This is a genomic window from Streptomyces sp. NPDC031418 (assembly GCF_055581605.1).
On record NZ_JBVIJC010000027.1, the window covers coordinates 23,113 to 36,173 of the forward strand.

Below are 13,061 nucleotides of genomic sequence, written 5' to 3' on the forward strand. Positions count from 1 at the left end.
CCGGTTCGCGCACCTACGGCACGCGGCGGCCTGACCCCGGCTGTGCGTGCGGGCCGTCACTCGGATCGCGCCGGGCGGCGTCTCACTCGTGGCCGGCCGTGAGCCGGGCGATGACGCGGTCCACATCGAGGTGGTGGTGCTCGGTGCCCGGCGGCACCAGCGCCTCGGACCGGCGCAGGAAGTCCGTGACCACGTGGGCGTGGACCGCGAGAAGCGCGGCCCCGGCGCGGGTCCTGAAGAGGATGCGGACCGACTCCGGACGGCGGCGGTGCCGCGGGATGACCACCACGTCTCCGATTCCCGTGGGCCGGTGGAGTCCGTCCGCGAGGAGCGACCGGGCGAAGACCCAGTCGACGGAAGGGGCCACAGGGGCGCCCATGGACAGGCGCACGGCATACGGGTCGGTCACGTCGTAACGGAGTGCGGCGGGAAGCGGTACCCACGCCTCGCCGGCCACGCTGATATGGACTTCCGTGGGAAAGACGATCGAGCACGCATCCGCGGAATCGGAAAGAGGGATTCTCACTCCGCCCCCTGTATCTGACTGTTCGTACGGTTGTGGACGACCGTAAGCCGCGGCTGCTCCGTCGCCTTGCCGACAAGTGCACCGGGGGTTGTCCGAAGAGGCACTTGTGCGGCACGCGTGTTCCAGGAGTGCTCGGATTCCGCTCGCCCCTCGCCCTTTCCCGGCGACCCTCTCCGGTCCAGTGGCCCCACGCTGCACAGTCGCGGACGGAAAAGGCGGCAGCTCACCCCGCGGGCCACAGGAGGGCACCGAGAGACCAGCACCGCTGCACGCACGGACAAGGGGCATCGCCCGGGCCGGGCCTACATTTCGGCATCCACACAGCTCGCCGGAACGAAGAGGCGCCCATGCAGTTCGGAATATTCTCGGTGGGGGACGTCACCCCCGACCCGACCAACGACCGTACCCCCTCGGAGCACGAGCGCATCAAGGCGATGGTCGCCATCGCGCTCAAGGCGGAGGAAGTCGGCCTGGACGTCTTCGCGACCGGTGAGCACCACAACCCGCCGTTCGTGCCGTCGTCGCCGACCACGATGCTCGGCTACATCGCGGCCCGCACCGAGAAGTTGATCCTCTCCACGGCCACGACACTGATCACCACCAACGACCCGGTGAAGATCGCCGAGGACTACGCGATGCTCCAGCACCTGGCCGACGGCCGGGTGGACCTGATGATGGGGCGGGGCAACACAGGCCCGGTCTACCCCTGGTTCGGTCAGGACATCCGGCAGGGCATCAACCTCGCCAAGGAGAACTACGCGCTGCTGCGCCGGCTGTGGCGCGAGGACGTCGTCGACTGGGAGGGGACGTTCCGCACTCCCTTGCAGGGCTTCACGTCCACGCCCCGCCCGCTGGACGGCGTACCGCCGTTCGTGTGGCACGGCTCGATCCGCTCGCCCGAGATCGCCGAACAGGCCGCCTTCTACGGCGACGGCTTCTTCCACAACAACATCTTCTGGCCCGCCGACCACACGCGACGGATGGTCCAGCTGTACCGGCGCAGGTACGCCCACCACGGTCACGGCCGGCCCGAGGAGGCCATCGTCGGCCTGGGCGGGCAGGTGTTCATGCGGAAGAACTCCCAGGACGCCGTACGGGAGTTCCGCCCGTACTTCGACAACGCGCCGGTCTACGGCCACGGGCCGTCCCTGGAGGACTTCACCGAGCAGACCCCGCTGACGGTGGGCTCCCCGCAGCAGGTCATCGAGCGGACGCTGTCCTTCCGCGAGACCGTCGGCGACTACCAGCGGCAGCTGTTCCTGATGGACCACGCGGGCCTGCCGCTGAAGACCGTGCTGGAGCAGCTCGACATCCTCGGCGAGGAGGTCGTACCGGTGCTGCGCAAGGAGTTCGCGATCGGCCGCCCGGCCGACGTGCCGGACGCGCCCACCCACGAGTCCCTGCGGACCGCGCGGGAGGTGGCTGCCGCGTGAGGCTCGTCGCCGTCTCGGCGGGGCTGAGCACCCCGTCGTCCACCCGCCTGCTCGCCGACCGGCTCGCCGAGTCGGCCCGCACCGACCTGGCCGCCGAGGGCCACGACGTACAGACCGAGGTCATCGAGCTGCGCGAGCTGGCCGTCGCCGTCGCCAACCACCTCGTGACCGGTTTCCCGCCGCCCCAGCTGGCGTCCGCGATCGACGCGGTGACGGGCGCGGACGGCCTGATCGCCGTGACGCCCGTGTTCACCGCCTCCTACAGCGGGCTGTTCAAGTCCTTCTTCGACCTCATCGACCCGGACGCCCTCACCGGCACGCCGGTCCTGATCGCGGCGACGGGAGGGACGGCCCGCCACTCCCTGGTTCTGGAGCACGCGCTGCGCCCGCTCTTCGCCTACCTGCGAGCCGGTGCCGTCCCCACCGCGGTGTACGCGGCGTCCGAGGACTGGGGGTCCGGCGGCGACGACCACACCGAGGGCCTGCCCGCCCGCATCCAGCGGGCGGCCGGTGAACTGGCCGTCGCCATGGCGGCCCGCCCGGCGTCGGAGACGACGCCCGACGACGAGGTCACCGCCCTCGAACGGCAGCTCTCCGACCTGCGCTTCGACTGAGGCCCCGCGGTCCCCCGGATCTCCGCCCCGCATCCCGGATCTAGTGCGTTCACTCGATGCGCCACCCCGTGCCCCGCTGGCACGGTGTCCGCAGCGCACACCGGCTGAAGGGCGGAGATCATGTCGGACGTATCGGTGAAGGGGACGGGGAAGCAGCCCGCGGGCATCTTCTACACCACGGACGGGGTGCCCCGGGAGCGAAGACGGACCTACTGGCGCGACGCCGTGGCCCACACCTTCGGAGCCGTGGACGTCAAGATCGCCGAGGAGGTGTTCTCCGGCACGATCCAAGCGTCACCGGCGGGCCGCACCCGGGGCGTCACGGTGGACAGCGAAGCCTTGCAGACCGTGCGCACACCGCGGCTCATCGCGGGGTCCACCGGCGACGACCACGTGGTCGTGATGCTGCTGAGCAGCGGGCTCGCCCGGGTCGAGCAGGACGCGCGCGACGCGTATGTCGAGCCCGGGCAGCTCTTCGTCTACGACCGGGCGCGTCCCATGCGGCTGACCTTCCCCGACACCTTCCAGACGAAGGCCCTCGTCCTGCCCCGGCACCTGCTGAGCCTGAGGGAGTCGGACCTGTGCCGGATCACGGCCTCTCCCCTCGACTCCACGACGCCCCTCGGCCACCTGCTGTCCCCCTTCCTGTCCCGCCTCGTGGACAGCGCGGGCGCGTATCCGCAGCACGTCGGCGACCTGATCACCCGCAATGTCCTGGACCTGCTCACGGTGCTGGCCGACGAGCGACGAGGCGGTGACAGCACGGGCACACCGAGCGCCACCCGCGTGCTGCTGATGCGGGTCCAGGCGTACATCGACCGTCACCTGGCGGACCCCGACCTGGCCCCGGAGGCCATCGCCCGGGCCAACCAGATCTCCCTGCGCTACCTGTACAGCCTCTTCCAGAACGAGGGCACCACCGTCCGCCGGTGGATCCAGGGCCGCCGACTGGAGCAGTGCCGACGTGAGCTGGCCCGCCGGGACGCGGCGAGCCGGACCATCGCCGCGGTGGGCCGACGGTGGGGCTTCGTCAGCGCCGCCCACTTCAGCCGGGCGTTCCGGGCCGCCTACGGGATGTCCCCTGTCGAGTGGCGGGACCACGCGGCACTCGAGCGTCGTACGCACACGTCGCCACCGGGCGCCTAGAGCCACCGCACGGCCCTGGACGCACCCCCGGGGTATGCACTGAGCTGCGGTTCTTGCGATAGTGGACACGCGGAGCGCCATCCGCGCCCCGGCCGGCCCCCAACCGGACAGGCGGGCGACGGCAGAGGGCGACATCGCCGCTCCGCATGGCTGCCTGGACCGGAGGCGGTCGGCGAGTGCGGACAGAGGGGCGTGGGTGGAGCGGTCGGACGGGTCGCTGTCCCGGCGCGGTCTGCGTGGCCGAGAGGCCGAACTCGAACAGCTGCGCGCAGTGCTCACATCGGTCGTCCGCACCGGAAGCGGCGCGTTGATCCTGCTCCGAGGGGAGCCGGGCATCGGCAAGACCGCGCTGCTCGGCGAGGTCGTCACCACGGCCGGTGCGGCGGGCTTCGCGGTCGGTCTGGGCAAGGCCGACGAACTGCACCACATCGTCCCGCTCTCCTCGCTGGCCGCCTGCCTCCTCCATGGTGACCGGCCGCTGCTGTCCAGTGACGCGTTCGCCGACCTCACCCGCCATCACGACCAGCGGATCTGGCTGGTCGAGCGCGTGGCGGAGGCGATCGAGGCCAGGGCCGCCGAGATGCCCGTGCTGATCGCCCTGGACGACGTGCAGTGGGCCGACCCACTGAGCCGGTTCGCCCTGAAGCAGCTCCCGGCACGCCTGCGGACATCGCCGGTTCTGTGGATGCTCACCGGGCGGCAGGATCCCGCCGGCCCGGCGCAGGAGATCGTCGAGGCCGCCGAGAGCGCGCTCCTGTCGGTCACCGTGCCCCTGGGACCGCTCTCCGGCACGGCGATCGGCCAGCTGGCCGACGACACCCTGGGCGCGGCCGTCGACGAGCGGATACGGCAACTGCTCGACGGAGCCGGCGGGAACCCGTTCCTGGCGGTCGAGATGCTCACGGGACTGCGGACCACCGGCCCGTCGGGGGAGCCCGTGCCCGAGGGGCTCGTGGTGGGCGTGCGCGGCAGGCTCAGGTCACTTGCCCCCAGCACCCTGCGCTTCCTCCAGATGGGAGCGGTGCTGGGACGCAGATTCGGCCTCCTCGAAGCCGCCGCGCTCTACGGCCGACCGTCCGCCGGCCTGCTCGCGGAGCTGGAGGAGGCGGTGCGCGCCGGCCTCCTGGACGACGACGGCGACCAGCTGGTCTTCCGGCACGACCTGCTGCGCCAGGCCGTCTACGTGGACATTCCGCCGTCGGCCCGCAAGGCTCTGCACCGGGAGGCCGCGGGACACCTGGTCGCGGCCGGGCACCGGCCGATCGACGCGGTGTCGCACATTCTCCGGGGCGCTCGGCCCGGAGACGACGAAGCGGTGAACCTGCTGCGGCAGGCCGCCGCCGACGTCCGGTCGGTCACGCCGGGCCTCGCGGCCGACCTGATGACGCGCGCCCTGGAACTGGTGCCTCCCGGAAGGCCGTTGTGGTACGACGTCGGTGTGCAGGCGATCGTCTGTCTGACCCGGGCCGGCCGGAACCGCGAGGCGCTGGAGACCGGCGACCGGCTGCTGGCCGCCCGGCCGCCGCTGGAGGCGTTCGGCCGGATCCAGGCCGCCCTCGGCGGGACGCTCTGGAACCTGGACGTGGCCGAGGAGTTGCGCCGCCGCGCCGAGACAGCCCTCGCGCTCGGCGGTGCCGCCCCGGAGGTCGAGGCGCGGCTCACCGCCCTGCGTGCGCTGGCCCTCTCCCGGGGCGAGGATCTCGGCGCGGCACTGGAGGCCGGCGAGAACGCCCTGCGCGCGGCCATCGCGACCGGTGACCGGGAGGCACACGTGCTGGCCCTGTTCGGTCTGGGGGAGAGCGCTTTGAACGCTGGTGCGAACGCCGTCGCGCTGGAACGCTTCACCGCGCTCAGCGCCGTCGAGCCCGCCTTCCTTCCCGAGGAGATCGTCGCGCACCAGCACATGGACGACTTCGAAGCCGGCCGGCTGCTGCTGCGGCGGACGGCGGACGACGGCGGCTCGGTGCCGCAGACCATGCTGCTGTGGGCACAGGCCTCGCAGCACCTGGGGCTGGGTGACCTCGACGACGCGGAGTCCGACCTGGTCACCATGGAGCGCCTGGAGAACGACGTGCACATCTGCGTCCAGCAGGTGAACGCCCGGGTGATCCGCTCCTGGATCGCCCTGCTGCGCGGCGACCGGGAAGCGGCGCGGCACCAGCTCACCGCAGCGCGGGAACGACGCGCGACCAAACCGAACCCGGGCAACACGGCAGCGGTGCGCTTCCTGGAGGCGCTCATCGCCGACGACGAGGGGAACACCGCGCTCGCCCTCGACATGATCCGGCAGGTGCAGCAGGAAGGCCCCTTCATGCGCTGGCGGCTGCTGCGCACCTGGGTCGACTCCGCGATACGCATGGCTCTCAGCGGCGCGGACCGGGCGCTGGCCGAGGATCTGGCCGCACAGGCCGAGGCGCACGGCGCTCGCAACCCGGCCGTGCCCACCGCCACGGGCCTCGCCGCCCAGGCCACGGGCCTGGTGCGGGGCGACCTCACCCTGCTGGAACGCGCGGTGGCCCTCCTCGAGGAGAGTCCGCGCCCGCTGGTCCGGGCCGGGGCCCAAGCCGACCTCGGCCGGGCACTGCTGACGGCAGGCCGGGGAACCGAGGCCAGGGCCGCCCTGACCCGCGCCCACGGCCTGTTCGCCACGTCGGGTGCCCACGCCGCGGCGGCACGCGTACAGAGCGATCTGGACCGTGCCGGGGCCGGCAGCCGCGGGGCGGCCCCACCGCGCCCGGTCCAGGGCTGGGAGGCGCTCACGGCCTCGGAGAAGAAGATCGCGCGCCTGGTCGCCGCCGGCCACACCAACCGGTCGGCCGCCGACCTGCTCGTCGTCTCCCCGCACACGGTCAACACCCACCTGACCTCCGCCTTCCGCAAACTGTCGGTCAACTCGAGGGTCCAGCTGGCCCATGTGGTCATGGCCTTGCCCGAGGACTGAGCGGATCCGCCGGCACGTCTTGGTACGTTCACGCGATGCCCGCGGTAACCGGCTGCGCTTGGCTGGAACGCCAGGACTCATTCGGAGGTCATCGGAACGTGAACGGACCCGCCGCCCACCTGCCAACCGTCGTGCTCGTGCACGGGGCGTTCACCGACGCCTCCTCCTGGGCGGGGGTCATCACCCTCTTACAGTCCGCCGGCCTGACCGTGCTCGCCCCGGCGAACCCGCTGCGCGGACTGGCGCAGGACGCCGCCTACATCAGGAGCGTGGTGCGTCAGATCGACGCCCCGGTCGTGCTGGCCGGACACGGTTACGGAGGCGCGGTCATCACCCATGCCGTCGGCGACTGCGACCAGATCGTGGCCCTGTGCTACGTCGCGGCGTTCGGCCTGGACGCCGGAGAGTCCGTCCTGGACATCCTGAGCCGTTTCGCCTCCGCACCGGTGACCGACACCACCATCACGGCAGCGCTGCCCGCCCGGTTCACCGGTGGCCCGGAGGACGAGATGTACCTCATCGAGGAACAGTTCGGGCCGACGTTCGCCGCCGACCTGTCACCGCACGTCACCGACGCCCTGGCCGTCACCCAACGCCCCATCGCGCGACGCGCGTTGACCGGTACGTCGGGGCCGCCGGCCTGGGCCTGCAAGCCGTCGTGGTACGCCATCGCGGCCGCCGACCGGATGCTCGCCCCCATGGCCCAGCGCTTCATGGCCCAGCGCATGGCGGCCACCGAGTACTCGGTGGCCGCTTCGCACGGCGTCGCCCTGTCACAGCCCGGCGCCGTGGCGGCGATGATCCGGGAAGCCGCCGAACAGGGCATGGACCGCGGCGACGGCTACGGGCTCCCGCGCGGCTGACGCGCAGGTCACTCGGCTAGCATCCCTGTTCGATGGGTAAGACGCCGGTGTCAAAGCCTCTCCTCGGCGACGCGGGACGCCTGGCCTCGACCACAGGCTCGCTCGGGAAGGCACCACCTTGAACTCACCGGCCCCCAGACCGTCGGCGCGACGGATCACCACCCTCCTCGGGACCGTTGCCCTCGCACTGGCTGTCGCCGGCTGCGGCGGGGGAACCGGCGCCGCGTCGGCCCCGGACAAGGCGACCTCCATCACCGCGCTCGACTACTACACCGACGCGACCGAGCACGCCCAGTGGAGCAAGCGGCTCGCCGACTGCGGCAGGACCGCCGGGGTCAAGGTCGAGCACACCAGTGTCCCGTTGCCGTCGCTCATCCCCACGGTCCTGCGGCAGGCGTCGTCACGCACCCTGCCCGACCTGCTGATGCTCGACAACCCCGACCTCCAGCAGATCGCGAGCACCGGCGCACTGACGCCGCTGGACCGCTACCGCATCGACACCACCGGCTTCGCCGAGGGCATCCTGTCGGCGGGCACGTACCGCGGAAAGGTGTACGGGCTGGCGCCCACCGTCAACACGATCGCCCTCATCTACAACAAGGACATGCTCACCGAGGCCGGTGTCGCCGTGCCACGGACCTGGAACGAACTGCGGACGGCGGCCGCCCGCCTCACCCGCCCGGGGCGCTACGGCATCGCCGTCTCCGCCAACGCCACCCCGGAAAGTACCTGGCAGTTCCTGCCCTTCCTGTGGTCCAACGGCGGGGACGAGAAGCACCTGGACTCGCCGCAGGCCGCGCAGGCCCTCCGGCTGTGGACCGACCTGGTGAAGAGCGGATCCATGTCGAGGTCGGCACTGAACTGGACCCAGGCCGACCTCCACGACCAGTTCGCCGCTGGAAAGACCGCCATGATGGTCAACGGACCCTGGCGGATTCCCGCGCTGAACAAGGACCATGACCTGCACTGGGGAGTGGCCCCCCTCCCCGTCCGCCAGAAGGGGCAGACGCTCGTCACGCCCCTCGGCGGCGAGGTGTGGACGGTGCCGCAGAACTCCTCCCCGTCCCGGCAGGAGAAGGCCGCCCAGGTCCTGGCCTGCCTGAACGGCCCCACGACCATGCTCGCCCTGGCGAAGGAGCACTTCACCGTGCCCTCCCGCACCGCGGTGGCGGCCCGGTACGCCGAGCGGGTCCCGTCGATGTCCGGCTTCGTCACCAGCGTGGAGCGGGCCCGGTCCCGCACCGCCGAACTCGGAGTCAAGTGGCCCGGAACGGCGACCGCGATATCCACGGCGATCCAGTCCGCGCTGACGGGCGAGCAGACGCCGCAGGAGGCGCTCCGGCGCGCGCAGCGGACCGCGACCGGTTCATGACCTGTCCGCCGGCCGCGAGCCGGACCCGCTTGCGGGAACTGCTCGCCCCATGGCTGTTCGTCGTGCCCGCCGCGGTCTACCTGCTGCTGTTCTTCGGCTACCCGGTGGTCGACAACCTGGTGTTGAGCTTCCAGCAGTACACGCCCGCCACCTTCTACACCGGGGCCGCGCCGTTCGTCGGGCTGCGGAACTACGCGGAGATCCTGTCGTCGGGCCTGTTCTCCCGGACACTGCTGACCACGGTCCTGTTCACCGCGGGTTCGGTCGCCGGGCAGTTCGGGCTCGGTCTCGCCCTGGCCCTGTTCTTCCGCCGCAGCTTCCCGCTCGGCGGTCTGTTGCGCTCGCTCCTGCTGCTGCCGTGGCTGCTGCCGCTGGTCGTCTCGGCCACGACGTGGAAGTGGATGCTCGACACCGACGACGGAGCCGTCAACAACGCACTGCGCGCCCTCCACCTCGTGTCGTCCGGCATCCCCTGGCTCACCGGCACCTCACAGGCACTCGTGTCGGTGACCCTGGTCAACATCTGGGTGGGAATCCCCTTCAACACCGCGATCCTGTACATCGGCCTGCGGAACATCCCGGCCCAGCTGTACGAGGCGGCAGAGCTGGACGGCGCCGGTCCGGTGGCGTCGTTCCGCCACATCACGTGGCCGCTGCTGCGGCCCGCCGTGAGCATCGTGCTGGTGTTGGGCGTGGTCTACACCCTCAAGGTGCTGGACACCATTCTCGTCGTGACGGGCGGAGGACCGGCCGACGCCACGCAGACCCTCGCCACCCGGTCCTACGAACTGTCCTTCCAGCAGTTCGAGTTCGGGCGCGGCGCCGCCATGGGCAACGTACTCATCATCCTCTCGCTCGTCCTCGCCCTCGTCTTCCTGCGCGCCGACCGGCGCGCCGCGCACCCATGAGGGGCGGGCCGGCGCGGCGCGGACGCCGCCGCGGCCTGCTCTCCACCGTCGTCGGGACAGTCCTGCTCGCGGTGATGCTGTTTCCCGTCTACTGGATGGTGAACGCCTCTCTGCAGCCGACGGGCACCACACCGGGGGCGGCCTGGTTCCCTTCCCGCCCGCACCTCGGCGGCTACGCCACGGCGCTGCGCGATCAGGGCCCCAACCTGGTCACCAGCCTCGTCGTGGCCCTCGGCAGTGTCGCGCTCAGCCTCGGGCTGGCGGCCCCGGCCGCCTACGCCCTGGCCCGGTTCTCCCTGCGGGGAACCCGCCTCGTACTCTTCGCGATCCTGTTCACGCAGATGGTGCCGGGCGTCGTCGTGGCGAACGCGCTCTACGGCGCCTACAACGACCTGGGACTGCTGAACTCCCGCCTGGGACTCGTCCTCGCGGACTCCACCTCCGGGGTCCCGTTCGCCGTCATCATCCTGCACTCGTTCATGCGGGGCATTCCCAGGGAGATCATCGAAGCCGCGCGCATGGACGGCGCCGGGAGGCTGCGCACCTTCTGCGCCGTGGTGCTGCCGCTGAGCCGGAACGCTCTGGTCACCGCCGCGGTCTTCACCTTCCTCTTCGCCTGGAGCGACTTCCTCTTCGGCCTCACACTGACCACCACCGAGACGGTCCGGCCGGTCACCCTGGGCATCTACGGGTACATCGGTGCTCACACGACCCAGTGGAACGCGGTGATGGCCACCGCGGTCCTGGCGTCGGTGCCGGCGGCGGTGCTGCTGGTCGCAGCCCAGCGCTTCATCACCGTCGACGCCACCAGCGGCGCGATCAGGTGAGCGTCCGCAGCTCCGTCGTGAGCCAGTGCAGGATCTCCGGGGTCACCGGGTCGGTGATGTCCGCGAACTCCCCATGCCTCTCCAGGTACTTGGCCACATAGGGGCACACCGGCACGATGCGCATGCCTGAGCGGCGTACGTCGGTGAGGGCCTCCTGGACCAGGCGCGCGGCCAGCCCCTGTCCGGCGAAGGCGTCGTCGACTTCCGTGTGGTAGAAGACCCGCTGCTCGGCATAGTCGAGATAGGCGGTCAGACCGGCGAGCCGGCCGCCGACCAGAATCTCGTAACGGTGCCTGTCGTCCGCCCGTTCGACGGCCGGTGCGGGGCAGGGCCGGTTCATCGGGTTCCTTTCGGTGGGTGCGGGTCGGTGGTGCGCCGGGCCTCCATGGACGAGGGGTCCCGAGGAGGCGCCGAAGGTCCGGCTCCGGCGTTCGCGCCGGGGGTGGTCCCCGCCGTGTTCACGGCCGTGGCCGCAGCCAGGGGGCGTCGGCGGCGGAGAGGCGATGGGTGGTCACGGAGGTGACCGCGAGCAGGACCAGGGTGAGGCTCAGGACCAGGACCAGGTGGCCGTGCAGCAGGAGCGCGGCTCCGGCCAGGGCGCCGAGGAACATGGCGAGCATGGACAGGATCCGGCGGCCGGGGCGCGGCGCCTCGCCGCCGGCCGCCGTGGAGTCGGCGGCCAGGCCCGTCAGCGTCAGGGTCAGCACGGTGGTGGTGAGGTCCGGGACGCCGAGGCGCCGGGCGACCGCGTTCTGCAGCCCCATGGCGAGCCCCAGGAATACGATCAGCGTGTACTGGACGGAGGTGGTGACCCGGCCGTCGGCGACCGCGGCGACCACCACGGTGACGGCGACCAGCACCGTCTGCACCGCCGTCGCCGTCCTCAGCAGGTGCCCGCGGTGCGTGGCGAACCGGGTGCCGAGCCTGCCACCCGCGAGCGCGCCGAGGAGGAACGCAGTCACCGAGACGACGGACGCGAGCGCGGACAGGCTGCCGGCGCCTCCCAAGGCGAACCCCAGGAAGACCACGTTGCCGGTCATGTTGGCGACGAAGACGTGTCCGAGGGCCAGATAGCTCACCGAGTCCACCAGGCCGGTGACCACCGTCATGGTCAGCAGCAGCGGGGGGAGCGGGCCATGACGTTCCTCGCCGCGGGGAAGGAGGGTGTGGACCGCGTCAGTCAGCAACGTGCGCATGCTGCACCCCTTCCGGCCCGGCGCCCGACCGGTGCAGCACCACGCGGGTGAGCAGTCCGCTCGCCGGACCCAGCACGATCGCGGCGACGGCGACCCCCACCGGCCAGGAGGCGATGCCCAGAGCGTGGTCCACGGACCACCGTCCGGGCCCGGCGAGGGACAGCGCGGCGGAGACGGTGACGAGGACCAGGGGGTATTCGTAGCCGTCGTTCTGTACCCACAGCCCCTTGTGCCACTTGACCGAGCCCGCGACCGTCATGACGCCCGTCGCGGCCATCGCGGCCAGGGGCGTGAGCAGCCCGAGGGCCAGGAACAGGCCGGCACCGATCTGACTGGCTCCCGCGACGAGTGCGGTCAGCACCCCGCCGCGGAATCCGTCACGGCGGAATTCCTCGGTCCCGCCCGCCAAGCCGTTGCCCCCGAGCCGGAAGCTCACCTTCTGCACCCCGTGCCCGGCGATGAGCAAGCCCGCCACCAGCCGGAGGACCAGTAGTCCAGCGTCCATCGTGTTCCTGCCTGTTCCTGGATCGGAATCGGTGCGGTCAGCCGGCGGCGTGGGCGCCGATGACGGCCTGCGCGTATACGACCCCGAGGCCGTAGGCGCCGGCGTGCTCCTTGACGACCTCGGTGACCGGGACGTACGTCTCCGTGCGCGCCCAGTCCCGCTGGAGCTCCAGGAGTACCTGCACCCACGTCACCGGAACCGCGCCGGCCTGGATCATGCGCTGGACGGCGTGCTCATGTGCCTGCGGGCTGACGCCGCCGGACGCGTCGGTGACGACGTAGACCTCATAGCCCTGGGCGAGGGCCGACAGCGTCGGCAGGACGACACAGACCTCGGTCCACAGGCCGGCGATGACCAGCTTCTTGCGGCCGGTCGCCTTGACGGCCTCGACGAAGGGCACGTCCTCCCAGGCGTTCATCGAGGTGCGGTCGATGATCTTCTGGTCGGGGAAGACCGCGGCCAGCTGCGGCATGATCGGGCCGGAGAAGGACTCGGCGGCCACGGTGCTCAGCACGGTCGGCACGTCGAAGACCTTGGCGGCCTTCGCCAGGCCCACGGCGGCGTTCATGATCGAGGTCCGGTCACCGCTGGCGGCGGCGAAGAACATCTGTGGCTGGTGGTCCACGAAGAGCACGGCGCAGTTGTCGGGGGTGAGCAGGTCGGGGCTGGGGGCGGCGGTGACGTCGGAGATGTTGACCACGAGGGTGAACCTTTCTTGGTGGAACCGTCC

The 13,061-nt window shown here is 71.5% G+C and carries 13 protein-coding genes; 8 read left to right on the forward strand and 5 right to left on the reverse strand.

The window, feature by feature from the left end; all coding sequences use genetic code 11:
* Nucleotides 1-82 precede the first annotated feature (82 nt).
* Nucleotides 83-457: an SsgA family sporulation/cell division regulator gene (locus tag ACZ5CZ_RS32205; protein WP_468947869.1), complete on the reverse strand. Its 375-nt coding sequence runs from the start codon at nt 455-457 to the stop codon at nt 83-85.
* A gap of 416 nt (nt 458-873) precedes the next feature.
* Between ACZ5CZ_RS32205 and ACZ5CZ_RS32210 the strand changes: the two genes are divergently transcribed.
* The 8 genes from ACZ5CZ_RS32210 (at nt 874) to ACZ5CZ_RS32245 (ending at nt 10,630) form a co-directional block, all read left to right on the forward strand.
* Nucleotides 874-1,959, forward strand: a complete 1,086-nt coding sequence (locus ACZ5CZ_RS32210; protein WP_385840483.1) for an LLM class flavin-dependent oxidoreductase — start codon at nt 874-876, stop codon at nt 1,957-1,959.
* Nucleotides 1,956-2,573, forward strand: a complete 618-nt coding sequence (locus ACZ5CZ_RS32215; protein WP_468947871.1) for an FMN reductase — start codon at nt 1,956-1,958, stop codon at nt 2,571-2,573. The genes ACZ5CZ_RS32210 and ACZ5CZ_RS32215 overlap by 4 nt, the downstream gene beginning before the upstream one ends.
* A gap of 120 nt (nt 2,574-2,693) precedes the next feature.
* The gene (locus tag ACZ5CZ_RS32220) at nt 2,694-3,719 is read left to right on the forward strand and encodes an AraC-like ligand-binding domain-containing protein (RefSeq protein ID WP_468947873.1); all 1,026 of its coding nucleotides are present in this window, start codon (nt 2,694-2,696) and stop codon (nt 3,717-3,719) included.
* A gap of 196 nt (nt 3,720-3,915) precedes the next feature.
* Nucleotides 3,916-6,660, forward strand: a complete 2,745-nt coding sequence (locus ACZ5CZ_RS32225) for a helix-turn-helix transcriptional regulator (protein WP_468947874.1) — start codon at nt 3,916-3,918, stop codon at nt 6,658-6,660.
* A gap of 98 nt (nt 6,661-6,758) precedes the next feature.
* Complete coding sequence (locus ACZ5CZ_RS32230) at nt 6,759-7,523, forward strand: alpha/beta hydrolase (RefSeq protein WP_468947875.1); 765 nt, start codon at nt 6,759-6,761, stop codon at nt 7,521-7,523.
* Nucleotides 7,524-7,641: 118 nt separating this feature from the next.
* Nucleotides 7,642-8,895: a sugar ABC transporter substrate-binding protein gene (locus ACZ5CZ_RS32235; protein ID WP_468947876.1), complete on the forward strand. Its 1,254-nt coding sequence runs from the start codon at nt 7,642-7,644 to the stop codon at nt 8,893-8,895.
* Entirely contained in the window at nt 8,892-9,803 is a 912-nt protein-coding gene (locus ACZ5CZ_RS32240) for a carbohydrate ABC transporter permease (protein WP_468947877.1), read from the forward strand. The genes ACZ5CZ_RS32235 and ACZ5CZ_RS32240 overlap by 4 nt, the downstream gene beginning before the upstream one ends.
* Nucleotides 9,800-10,630 carry a carbohydrate ABC transporter permease gene (locus ACZ5CZ_RS32245; protein ID WP_468947879.1) on the forward strand — a complete coding sequence of 277 codons (831 nt, stop codon included), beginning with the start codon at nt 9,800-9,802 and terminating at the stop codon, nt 10,628-10,630. Before ACZ5CZ_RS32240 ends, ACZ5CZ_RS32245 begins: the two co-directional genes overlap by 4 nt.
* On the opposite strand, the gene ACZ5CZ_RS32250 is transcribed toward ACZ5CZ_RS32245, so the two are convergent.
* From ACZ5CZ_RS32250 to ACZ5CZ_RS32265, 4 genes are all read right to left on the reverse strand, one after another.
* Nucleotides 10,623-10,970 (reverse strand): GNAT family N-acetyltransferase, encoded by a 348-nt coding sequence (locus tag ACZ5CZ_RS32250; protein ID WP_385840491.1) that lies wholly within the window; start codon nt 10,968-10,970, stop codon nt 10,623-10,625. The genes ACZ5CZ_RS32245 and ACZ5CZ_RS32250 overlap by 8 nt on opposite strands.
* Nucleotides 10,971-11,088: 118 nt before the next feature.
* The gene (locus ACZ5CZ_RS32255) at nt 11,089-11,826 is read right to left on the reverse strand and encodes a YoaK family protein (protein WP_385840492.1); all 738 of its coding nucleotides are present in this window, start codon (nt 11,824-11,826) and stop codon (nt 11,089-11,091) included.
* Nucleotides 11,807-12,331, reverse strand: coding sequence for a DoxX family protein (locus tag ACZ5CZ_RS32260; RefSeq protein WP_468947881.1), 525 nt, complete (start codon nt 12,329-12,331; stop codon nt 11,807-11,809). The genes ACZ5CZ_RS32255 and ACZ5CZ_RS32260 overlap by 20 nt, the downstream gene beginning before the upstream one ends.
* Before the next feature lie 37 nt (nt 12,332-12,368).
* Complete coding sequence (locus tag ACZ5CZ_RS32265; protein ID WP_385840494.1) at nt 12,369-13,031, reverse strand: hydrolase; 663 nt, start codon at nt 13,029-13,031, stop codon at nt 12,369-12,371.
* Between the last annotated feature and the right edge of the window lie 30 nt (nt 13,032-13,061).